Below are 1,421 nucleotides of genomic sequence, written 5' to 3'. Positions count from 1 at the left end.
GAGTGTGACAGCTTGCTGCTTGAATTCCTTGGTATAGATCGGTTGAGATTTGCCCATTGAACCCTCCTGATATGAGTATAGCAGATTTCTCTTCTCCGACCCTCCAAATTCGGGGGAATTCCACTTCCAGAGCATCAAGGAAGAGAAAAAAAGAGGTTGGCCAAAGAGAAAAGAGGGAATGGGCGACCACCACTTGGAGGGGGGGAACTTGATCTGGGCGAGGACGGAGTGTCTGTGTATGGTGGATGAGGAGGTCATAGATGGAGGGTGGGAGAAATGCCTGGAAGTGTGGCTGTTGGAGAGGATGGAGGCTAATACAGAGAGCACGCATCAGCGCGATATACTCAGCAGGAGGCAATTCTGCTCGTGGGTCGTTGTGCGAAGGCGGCAAACAGGAGGAGGAGTGTGCCCCAAGAGCGTGGAAGGTGAGGAGATCCCCTTGAAGCAACCAGGCGGCTTCAGGTGGAATGGGAGTGGAGGGGGAGTGGTGATAGGGCTGGTGGCAAAAGGGACAGAGAGTGAGATGAAGGCGATGGGATGGGATGGGTTTCTGACAGAGGGAACAGTGCCGTTGCAGGAGAACGCCATGGATGTGGCAGGTGAGCAGGTATCTGCATTTCCAATACAAGCGGTCGTAGGCGACGCCCTCTTGCAGGCAGAGAGGACAGATCTGGGTGGTCAGGTTGGGGAGGAAAAAGCTTCGGAGCAGTCCTTTTTCCAGTCGTGGGCGAGCAATAGGCGTGTGATACGTGACCATTTTTGGCTGTAGAGGCAGGTCGTGGGTGCGAGAGCGTCGGAGAGTAGGAAAGAAGTCGAGGTGGTCAAAGAGGTGGGAGAAGCGATGCAAGGTCATGGCATAGAGATCCTCCTGGCTGATGAGGAGAAGATCTGAGAGGAAGGTATAGTCTGCTTGTTCGGTGAGCAGAGAGACCTGGGAGGCAGCAATCTGGTGGGGACTGATGGCAGGTTGCAGAATCTGGTGTGTGCTTTGGTACTGCATGCGTGTGGCTGTGCGGGCCAAAAACGAATGCATGTCTTCCCACGGAAATGGGTGAGTGCGCAGGGGAAGGGGGTGGATGGGGGGGATGATGAGCGTTGCCGGTGAAGGAACGGGTGGATGGAGAGGAGGCGTGGTGGATGCTGTCGGTGCCGTAGAGGTCTGTGTGGGTGTGGTGGCTGTGGAGGGGAGAGTGATCTTGCCCCGTTTTCGTGGAAGGGGAAAAGGTGAAGATTACGTCATCAATTGTTCATACTGCAACGGACTGAGGTACTGTAACGTGGAATGCCTACGAATTCGGTTGTTAACCTAAGCGAAGGAGTCGCCCCCTCCGCTCGGCTTCAAAACCGGACTGGAAAGTTTCCCTTCATCCGGCTCCTCAATGATCGGGTCCTTGGCACAGATACCATTGACACGTCCGACG

General features: G+C 54.9%; 1 protein-coding gene. It reads right to left on the bottom strand.

Going from position 1 to position 1,421, the window contains the following annotated elements; translation table 11 throughout:
* Nucleotides 1–1,033, bottom strand: a 1,033-nt coding sequence (locus tag F1593_RS30100) for a TniQ family protein (protein ID WP_172632534.1), incomplete at its 3' end; no start/stop codon positions are given.
* Nucleotides 1,034–1,421: the final 388 nt, after the last annotated feature.

The sequence above is a fragment of the Dictyobacter arantiisoli genome (assembly GCF_008326305.1).
GTDB lineage: Bacteria > Chloroflexota > Ktedonobacteria > Ktedonobacterales > Ktedonobacteraceae > Dictyobacter > Dictyobacter arantiisoli.
This window is presented reverse-complemented; position numbering and strand designations above follow the sequence as displayed.